Source organism: Sporomusa sp. (genome assembly GCF_057736855.1).
The window spans coordinates 1-7,808 of sequence record NZ_JBYKYF010000143.1 but is presented as its reverse complement, the minus strand read 5'-3'; the positions used below and the strand labels follow the sequence as shown (position 1 = coordinate 7,808).

Below are 7,808 nucleotides of genomic sequence, written 5' to 3'. Positions count from 1 at the left end.
TATGATTTCACGCGGTGGTGGATTTGGCATTTGGGGCGATCTGGTGACAGGCGTTATTGGTTCTTATATCGGGGGATATTTGTTTAAGTTTTTGGGAATATCGGCATATGGCACAATCGGAGCTATTATTGCTAGTACTGTAGGAGCCGTTGTTCTTCTATGGGTCATACGGATGTTTAATGTGGCACCTGCCGCCAATAAGAAAAAGTAATAAAATATGCTACCGCCATCAAGGGCGGCATATTTTTTGGGTCTCATTGTATTTGCAGATACTTTCATGTGAGTCATGAGCTACTTTTCTCTGAGGTGGAGACAGTGGAGTTCTAATACTTGTACTCGGATAATAATGTTAATATGAAACATAATATCAATAGTATGTAAAAAGGGGGGATGGTAGTGAATTTGGAAGAAGAAGCTAAAAGGGATACAAATCCGACTAATTTTGACTGGTTAGAAAATCCGGATATAGCGTTGAATGATTTGGACGAAAAAGAATGTCTGAGTATTGCCATGTCAAGTTATTACCTATTATACCGGTAATTGCATATACCAACCCATGTGCTCAAGCTTAGATCCAGACAACGCTAGCTTATAAAGTAACATGAAAACTTATTTACTGGGTTGTACATTCAAATAATTTATGTTAAAATATAACAAATATTATTTAGTAATATATATCAATGATAAGGATATAAGGGCGTGAATTTATGTTGATAAATCAGGAATTAGCAAAGCAAACTGGTAGGACAGATAGGCGGCTATGGCCGGCCAGAGGGAGTCTATTGGTTTTTGCCGGTATAATCTATCTAGTGCTAATGTTAGTATAATATTCATGCATTCGGGTCTCTTGCGTGTAAGCAAGGGGCTTTTCTTTTTTGATCAACTATTGGCTTATATTCTATTGTATAATATTTTTAGATGCCAGAATGTTTTTACGAGAGGAATGGTGCCATGAGGAACAAGCGAGTGATTATGGTAGTGGGATTGCTTTGGTTATTGGTGGTGAGCATGACTAGCCCGGCTATAGCCCAGGATAAGGCGGATAATCCAATTGACCAGGCGTTTGCCGGTGATTTTGCGGCAGCAATAAGTACTGTAGAGTTAAATTATGTAGCAGAAAAGTATCGGGCTGCCTGGAAAGCGGAACTAGACAATGCGGCTAGCGTGATTAAACGGCAATATAAGTTTACGGAAGATCAAAAAAAGGTTGATGCTTATATAACCGCTTATGAACAGGTAGCGGTTGCTGCTGGTGATGTAGAATGGATTAACTGGTCGGATACAGATGAAAGTCCGGAAACGAGATGGTTTGGTACAGGGGCTGCCAGCGCCAGATTATTGGCAGAAGCGAAGATTTATAAACAGGCAACGCTTACTTTGATCCATATGAATCATGGTTTGATAGGCGGTCCTGACGGGAACGGTACATATCATTATATTTATACCGGTAAAGGGGCAGAATTACATACATTACGAGAGTCGCTATAAACTTTTTTTGAAAAATAACTAAGCCTGGATAACGCACATTGTATCCAGGCTTAGTTATTTTGGCTTCATCGTCGCATAAAAGGCTGGAGTTTTTCTTGCAGATGACTCCAGGACCGCTTCGAAAATACTACAGGCAGAGTTGCTTCCTTAGCTTTGCGTTTTACCAGTTCGGCGATGTTATGAGATAAGTAATCAGTAAAGATCAGAACTAAATCGGTATTGGCTGGTATTTGAATATCTTCGGAGACTCTTTTACGCCCTTTGAAATGCTTCAGTGATGTAACGCCGGCTTTCTGGAGATTAGCGGGAATATTGCCTAAGTCATCTGCACCAACAATAAATACAGACATCATTGACACCTCTTAAATGAAAATTATTCTCAATTAGATTATAATGGTAATATTATCCTACGTCAATAGTATGTATAAATTTTTGATAATTATTCTCATTAAAATATATTACTTCAGACTTCAGCCAGATGCAGGCAATCTGGCATTGACAAAAATGTCCAATGAAGAGTACAATAAATACGTACATTCCTCTACCAGCATGCTGATAGCGTGCTTTTTTTCTTATTAACAAATTAACAAATAGGCAGGAATTGCAGATGATTACAGTACGGGACAAAGTAAGGTTTGTTGAAACCGATTTGATGGGAGTAGTGCATCACTCCAATTATTTTCGCTGGTTTGAAATGGCGAGAGTGGAGTATTTGCGGCAGCTTGGTATTTTACTTACCGATATGATGGCTGAGGATATTGTGTTTCCGATTACGGAAGTAGAGTGTAAATACCGGGCACCAGCAAAATTTGACGACTATATTCTAATCGAAGCCGAGTTGGCAGAAGTATCAAGGGTAAAAATGGTGTTCACCTACCGGGTGCTCAGAGAGCACGACGGTATGTTATTGGCTACTGGACGCACGCAAAACGCCTTTACCAACAAACAAGGGCGAATTATTCGCTTGCCGGATAAGTATTTTACCAAACTTACTAAGCCATTCCCGTAGGTTGCTTGGCGTTTTCAGCGCCAGCAGCCTGTTGCATATTATGTATGACGCCTAGAGAGACTAACTAGATAGAGGATGGCGTTATGGGAGATGGTGCGCCAATACTAAAGATAGAGGTAGCTGCTGTACATGCTTACCATGACAAGCTCGGCACTCGTGCGCAAGGACGGGTGTGTTTATATTTTTCCGCCGAATTACTGCGGGCCGAGCAGGTTGTCAGAGGTTTTATCCATTGTTCCTGGAATGCGAGATTTCTACCAGGTTTGCATGATACATGTACAGGATTATCGTGTAATAGTATAAACTACAGGGTTTCTTGCCGATACCCGGATACGGAGGCAGTAGTATGGAATTTCTAGCTGTTTTATTAGTTATTGTTTTAGGTGCGGTGGTTGGGATATGGCTGTATATCCTCAAACAAGGTGATGCCAATTTCAAATTTATTGTTGATCAGCGTACTGAGTTTCGATTAATAGACATAACCAAGGATACAGCAACTTTCTCCAGCACGATACCATTTGTCAATAATGGAACACAGGCTGGTACCCTAATGGACGTATTTCCCCGCCATTATTTGCCATGTGAACAGTTTGATGCCGTGGATGTTGACTCTCGGCTGACTTTGGATAAAGCCAACCGCAGTGACGGTTACTGGGAAGCTTACATTGTATTTAAGAATACCGGTGGTTCGATTATTTTGACAGTGAAATTTACTGCAAAATCAGGGGATATCAAAGCGGCACTTGCCGATATGGTAGATATGCCGATTGACATTTTTTATCAGGTTGTTGCCCGCGGGCCATGGTATATTCAGAAAGAACGCTTGATTATGACTGCTGAAGAAATCCATAAGGCTCTTGCCACAGGCGAACAGGCTACAGCCAGATAGGGGGATTACATATGACAGAGCAGGTGTTAGAACTTAAACCGGTACCTACCCGGATACTTACCCATAAGGATGATATTGTAGATATAATTGAACAATATGCCAAAGATGATATTGGCCCCAATGATGTGGTAGCCGTAGCTGAAAGTGTTGTTGCCATTACTCAGGGAAGATTTATCCGGCCGGAAGAAATAAAGCTGTCATTAATGGCCAGGGTTCTTTGCCGCTTTGTACCACAAGAGGGCAGCTTATCCAGTTGCTATGGTATGCAGACTGCGATGAATTCCGAAGGAACTTGGAAAATCGCTTTCTGTATGTTTATTGGTATGCTTGGTAAACTTGTGGGGAAAAGCGGTCTATTTTATAAGCTGGCTGGCGGCCAGACGGCACTGATTGATGATGTCACTGGCACAATGCCACCTTATGATAAACATTTGGTATATGGCCCTGACAATCCTAACGGTGTGGCGGAAGCTATAAAACAACGGCTGGGATGTTATGGCGCAGTGGTTGCTGACGTCAATGACCTTAAACGGGCAGCGGTGCTTGGCGCGACGAAGGGACTTGACCCGAACGAACTAGCGCAGATTCTTATTGATAACCCATTTGGCAATGCCAGTCAGAAAACACCGATTGTTATTATTAAAAACTATGGTTTAGCTGCACAAAAAGCTACTGCACAATAATATTTTTATCAGAAGACAGAGGGTAGAGGCTATCCTCTGTCTTATATATCCTAATAAAAATTTATTACACAGATGAGGGCAACTTCGGCTTGAGCTGTCGCCAGAGGCTTGGCACAAGCCATGTTCACTATATCGAGGAGGCGAGAGGCTATGGCCCGCATCGGCATTACGACAACTGTGCCAGTTGAAATTATTTTGGCAGCAGGGCATATTCCTGTTGACCTTAACAATATATTTATTACTAGCCCGCAAGCCGGCAGACTGGTAGAATTTGCGGAGGAAGCTGGTTATCCCAGGAATATTTGCGGCTGGATAAAAGGATTGTATTCTGTCGTGGTTAATAAGGATATTGCCGGTTGTGGCAGTATCGATAAGGTTATTGCGGTTACGCAGGGTGACTGCAGCAATACTCATGCCCTTATGGAAACTTATGAATTGGTTGGAATTGAGACCATTCCTTTTGCTTATCCGTTTGACCGGGATTATGATTTACTAAAATTGCAAATGGAAAAACTTATGGATGTTCTAGGAACAGACTGGGAAGCAGTTACCGCAGTAAAACGGCAGTTGGACAAGCTGCGTTTGAAAGTCGCTGAGATTGACCGCTTAACTTGGGAGGAAAATACGGTTAGCGGTTTTGATAATCATTTGTACCAAGTAAGCTGTAGTGATTTTAATAGTGATGTGGTGACTTTTTCTGCGGCTGTGGATACATTTTTGGCGCAGGCGCAGAGTGCTGCCGAATATACGGATGAGCTCAGACTGGGGTACATTGGCGTACCGCCCATCTTTCCTGATTTGTACTCCTATCTAGAAAGTATGGGTGCACGGGTTGTATATAATGAAGTGCAACGGCAGTTTGCTATGCCGTTTGCTACGGACGACATTGTTGAACAGTATCGGCTGTATACTTATCCGTATGGCGTATTTGGCCGGATTCAGGATATTGAGGCTGAGATCGAACGTCGCAATCTGGATGGAATTATTCATTACGTACAAAGTTTTTGTTTCCGTCAGATTGAGGATATTATTTTACGGGAAAAGCTGGATATACCTATTTTGACTATTGAAGGCGATAAACCTGGAAAAATTGACGCCAGAACTAAGCTACGGATTGATAGTTTCTTGGAGATGCTGCGTTAGTATCTACTACGCCCCAATCCGCTATGTTCTTAATTCATTCTGTGGCGTTAGACATGGCAGAGTAAAGGAGGCAATTTCATGTATTGTGGTATTGATTTGGGCAGCCGAAGTGTAAAATTAGTCATCATGAGTCCTGACACGAAAGAACTCATCGCCTCCAATATCTATGAGACTGCGAAATTTTACCGGGAGTATGGTCACAGAACCGACGATGGTTTGGCGGTAGACTTTGGGGCGCTAGGGTTTCCGGAGGTAACTAACCTGATAGCTACCGGATATGGCCGTAACACCATGAATATTGTCGGGGCAACCATTATCCCGGAGTTAAAAGCACATATGCTGGGGGTAATCTATCAGACTGGTCTTACCGATTTTACCTTACTTGATCTAGGTGGACAGGATAGTAAGGTTATCAAAGTCCGTAAGGGTCGGATGGTGGATTTTCAAACCAACGACAAGTGTGCAGCAAGTACTGGACGCTATTTGGAGAATATGGCGGCCGTGCTGGATATTTCGTTAGAAGAACTGGCCGACTACAGTGAGAATCCGGTGGAGCTTAACGCTACTTGTGCTATCTTCGGTGAATCAGAGCTTATCGGGCGGATGGTGGAAGGGTATACTACTGCTGAGTTGGCGGCTGGTGTAAACTATAGTATTTATAAACGGATTAAACCGATGCTCGCTGCACTCAAAAGCGATACGATTGTTTTTACTGGCGGGGTAGCGCTCGGCAGTGCGATTAAAACTTTTATTACCCGGGAAATGGGCACTGAAGTTATTGTTCCTGCTCATCCGCAACTCAATGGCGCGATTGGCTGTGCGGTATACAACCTGAAAGCATAGTTCAAGGGTATCGCCGAATAGGTAGCCAGTTTTGATTGGAGGCGAAGGACATGTTATTGGGAATTGACGTTGGCGGAACCTTTACCGATGCGGTAATTATTTCTGGCGGTCAGGTTTTGGCATCAGCTAAGACTCCAACTAACCACCAGGCACTATTAAGTGGAATAATCAGCGTTATTGATAAGGTGCTTACCGGTTTTCCTGCCAATACCATTCGCCGGGTGGCCTTATCGACAACAATTGTGACCAATGCCTTAGTGGAAGGAAAAACCGATAAAGTAGCACTATTTATAGTGCCGGGACCAGGGCTAAATCTTACTGGTCTGATACCCGGAGAACCACAGATTTTGTCAGGCTATACCGACCATCGCGGACGGGAGCAGGCCAAAGTGGTAGAGGCAGAAGTGGCTGAAGCTTGCTGTACGCTGCAAGATGTTGCGGTTGCCGCTGTAGCTGCCAAGTTTGCGGTGCGTAATCCGCGGCAGGAGCAGACGGTGGCCAACTGGGTCAATACTTATCTGCAGCCAGACTATATAACGCTTGGGACACAGGTTTCCGGTTCGCTCAATTTCCTTCGCCGCATTAATTCAGCCTATTTTAATTCGGCTGTGTGGCGGATATTTAGTCAGTTTGCGGCGGCGGTGGAAGATGCGCTTGCCGAACGGGGCATGAATGCGCCACTATATATTTTAAAGGCAGATGGTGGTACGCTGCCGCTGGCGGCAGCTAAGTTTACACCGCTTGAGGCTATTTTTACTGGACCGGCAGCCAGCGTGCTCGGAATTATGGCTATGGTCAGCCCGGAAAAAGCCGCAATCTCACTGGATATTGGTGGTACTACTACTGATATTGCCTTATGGCAAAACGGTATGCCGTTATTTTCCCCAGGGGGAGCCAAGGTCAATAATTACCCGACAGCGGTTCGGTCATTTTGCCTACGGTCAGTTGGACTCGGGGGCGACAGTTATGTTCGCCGCGAAAACGGTATTCTGGCTGTTGGGCCCATGCGCCGAGGTCCGGCTATGGCTAATGGCGGCTCAGAGCCTACGGTGACAGATGCACTTAGGGTCGCTGGATTCATAGATTATGGTGACTTAGCGTTGGCTAGGCAGGCGATGGCGAGAGTTGCTGCTGCAGAACAGACGCCGGAAGAGGCTGCCTGGGAAACACTGCGGTTAGCGGTCGCTATTGTGTGTCAGGCAATACAGGACATATTGGCAGAAGCCGCTTCTCGTCCTGTGTACAAAGTGGAAGACATAGTGTGCAGTAAACCATTTACGCCAGAACTGCTGATTGGGGTGGGCGGTGCGGCTAAGGGGCTTGTGCCGTTGGTGGCTAAACAACTGGGCTTGTCCTGGCAGTTACCGCCAGGACACATGGTAGCTAATGCGATTGGGGCTGCTGCTGCCAGACCGACAACCGAAATCACCCTTAGAGCTGATACGTCGCAGGGTGTTTATACTGTGCCGGAGTTAGGCATTATCCGGGAATTTGATAAACGACGCTTTACTCTGGATGATGCTTGGCGTGCTGCTGCTGAGCATCTGGCAGAAAGGGCAGCCGCTGGGGGCATAGCTGAAGCCGCTGGCTACAGTGAACGTTTGTACGAGGAACAGTTTAACCTGGTTCGCGGGTTTCATACCGTTGGTAAGATTATAACATGCAAACTGCAGATAAAGCCCGGTGTACTTATGCCGGTAGCGATGCGGGAGGCGGAACCATGATGGCTAGAACGCTAGGGTTAGTATTTTTT

11 protein-coding genes are annotated in these 7,808 nt (G+C 44.7%); 10 read left to right on the top strand and 1 reads right to left on the bottom strand.

Features of this window, described 5'->3' with window-relative positions; all coding sequences use genetic code 11:
• The first annotated feature begins 1 nt into the window (after position 1).
• The 3 genes from AC29Z1_RS10460 to AC29Z1_RS10450 all read left to right on the top strand — a co-directional run bounded on the left by AC29Z1_RS10460 (position 2) and on the right by AC29Z1_RS10450 (position 1,488).
• Positions 2-211 (top strand): GlsB/YeaQ/YmgE family stress response membrane protein, encoded by a 210-nt coding sequence (locus AC29Z1_RS10460; protein ID WP_488271408.1) that lies wholly within the window; start codon positions 2-4, stop codon positions 209-211.
• Positions 212-396: 185 nt separating this feature from the next.
• Positions 397-540 (top strand): hypothetical protein, encoded by a 144-nt coding sequence (locus AC29Z1_RS10455; RefSeq protein ID WP_488271407.1) that lies wholly within the window; start codon positions 397-399, stop codon positions 538-540.
• A gap of 411 nt (positions 541-951) precedes the next feature.
• Positions 952-1,488 carry a hypothetical protein gene (locus AC29Z1_RS10450; protein ID WP_488271406.1) on the top strand — a complete coding sequence of 179 codons (537 nt, stop codon included), beginning with the start codon at positions 952-954 and terminating at the stop codon, positions 1,486-1,488.
• A 65-nt stretch (positions 1,489-1,553) separates the two neighbouring features.
• Here AC29Z1_RS10450 and AC29Z1_RS10445 read toward each other — a convergent pair whose 3' ends face one another.
• Positions 1,554-1,841 carry a DUF2325 domain-containing protein gene (locus AC29Z1_RS10445; protein WP_488271405.1) on the bottom strand — a complete coding sequence of 96 codons (288 nt, stop codon included), beginning with the start codon at positions 1,839-1,841 and terminating at the stop codon, positions 1,554-1,556.
• Between the two features lie 254 nt (positions 1,842-2,095).
• On the opposite strand from AC29Z1_RS10445, the gene AC29Z1_RS10440 reads away from it, so the two are divergent.
• The 7 genes from AC29Z1_RS10440 (at position 2,096) to AC29Z1_RS10410 (ending at position 7,779) form a co-directional block, all read left to right on the top strand.
• Positions 2,096-2,497: an acyl-CoA thioesterase gene (locus AC29Z1_RS10440; protein ID WP_488271404.1), complete on the top strand. Its 402-nt coding sequence runs from the start codon at positions 2,096-2,098 to the stop codon at positions 2,495-2,497.
• An 83-nt stretch (positions 2,498-2,580) separates the two neighbouring features.
• Positions 2,581-2,856, top strand: a complete 276-nt coding sequence (locus AC29Z1_RS10435) for a hypothetical protein (protein WP_488271403.1) — start codon at positions 2,581-2,583, stop codon at positions 2,854-2,856.
• Positions 2,844-3,386 carry a hypothetical protein gene (locus tag AC29Z1_RS10430; protein WP_488271402.1) on the top strand — a complete coding sequence of 181 codons (543 nt, stop codon included), beginning with the start codon at positions 2,844-2,846 and terminating at the stop codon, positions 3,384-3,386. The genes AC29Z1_RS10435 and AC29Z1_RS10430 overlap by 13 nt, the downstream gene beginning before the upstream one ends.
• 11 nt (positions 3,387-3,397) lie before the next feature.
• On the top strand, positions 3,398-4,069 hold the full coding sequence (locus AC29Z1_RS10425; protein ID WP_488271401.1) for a coenzyme F420-0:L-glutamate ligase: 672 nt from the start codon (positions 3,398-3,400) through the stop codon (positions 4,067-4,069).
• A gap of 150 nt (positions 4,070-4,219) precedes the next feature.
• A complete protein-coding gene (locus AC29Z1_RS10420) occupies positions 4,220-5,212 on the top strand; it encodes a 2-hydroxyacyl-CoA dehydratase family protein (protein WP_488271400.1) in 993 nt (330 codons plus the stop codon).
• A 78-nt stretch (positions 5,213-5,290) separates the two neighbouring features.
• On the top strand, positions 5,291-6,055 hold the full coding sequence (locus AC29Z1_RS10415) for an acyl-CoA dehydratase activase (protein WP_488271399.1): 765 nt from the start codon (positions 5,291-5,293) through the stop codon (positions 6,053-6,055).
• A gap of 50 nt (positions 6,056-6,105) precedes the next feature.
• Positions 6,106-7,779, top strand: a complete 1,674-nt coding sequence (locus AC29Z1_RS10410; RefSeq protein WP_488271398.1) for a hydantoinase/oxoprolinase family protein — start codon at positions 6,106-6,108, stop codon at positions 7,777-7,779.
• Positions 7,780-7,808: the final 29 nt, after the last annotated feature.

Excerpts from the sequence above, each read along its gene's own strand:
- AC29Z1_RS10460 (WP_488271408.1), top strand. The coding sequence starts at position 2 with ATGATTTCACGCGGTGGTGGATTTGGCATTTGGGGCGATCTGGTGACA.
- AC29Z1_RS10450 (WP_488271406.1), top strand. The coding sequence starts at position 952 with ATGAGGAACAAGCGAGTGATTATGGTAGTGGGATTGCTTTGGTTATTG.
- AC29Z1_RS10445 (WP_488271405.1), bottom strand. The coding sequence starts at position 1,841 with ATGATGTCTGTATTTATTGTTGGTGCAGATGACTTAGGCAATATTCCC.
- AC29Z1_RS10440 (WP_488271404.1), top strand. The coding sequence starts at position 2,096 with ATGATTACAGTACGGGACAAAGTAAGGTTTGTTGAAACCGATTTGATG.
- AC29Z1_RS10435 (WP_488271403.1), top strand. The coding sequence starts at position 2,581 with ATGGGAGATGGTGCGCCAATACTAAAGATAGAGGTAGCTGCTGTACAT.
- AC29Z1_RS10430 (WP_488271402.1), top strand. The coding sequence starts at position 2,844 with ATGGAATTTCTAGCTGTTTTATTAGTTATTGTTTTAGGTGCGGTGGTT.
- AC29Z1_RS10425 (WP_488271401.1), top strand. The coding sequence starts at position 3,398 with ATGACAGAGCAGGTGTTAGAACTTAAACCGGTACCTACCCGGATACTT.
- AC29Z1_RS10420 (WP_488271400.1), top strand. The coding sequence starts at position 4,220 with ATGGCCCGCATCGGCATTACGACAACTGTGCCAGTTGAAATTATTTTG.
- AC29Z1_RS10415 (WP_488271399.1), top strand. The coding sequence starts at position 5,291 with ATGTATTGTGGTATTGATTTGGGCAGCCGAAGTGTAAAATTAGTCATC.
- AC29Z1_RS10410 (WP_488271398.1), top strand. The coding sequence starts at position 6,106 with ATGTTATTGGGAATTGACGTTGGCGGAACCTTTACCGATGCGGTAATT.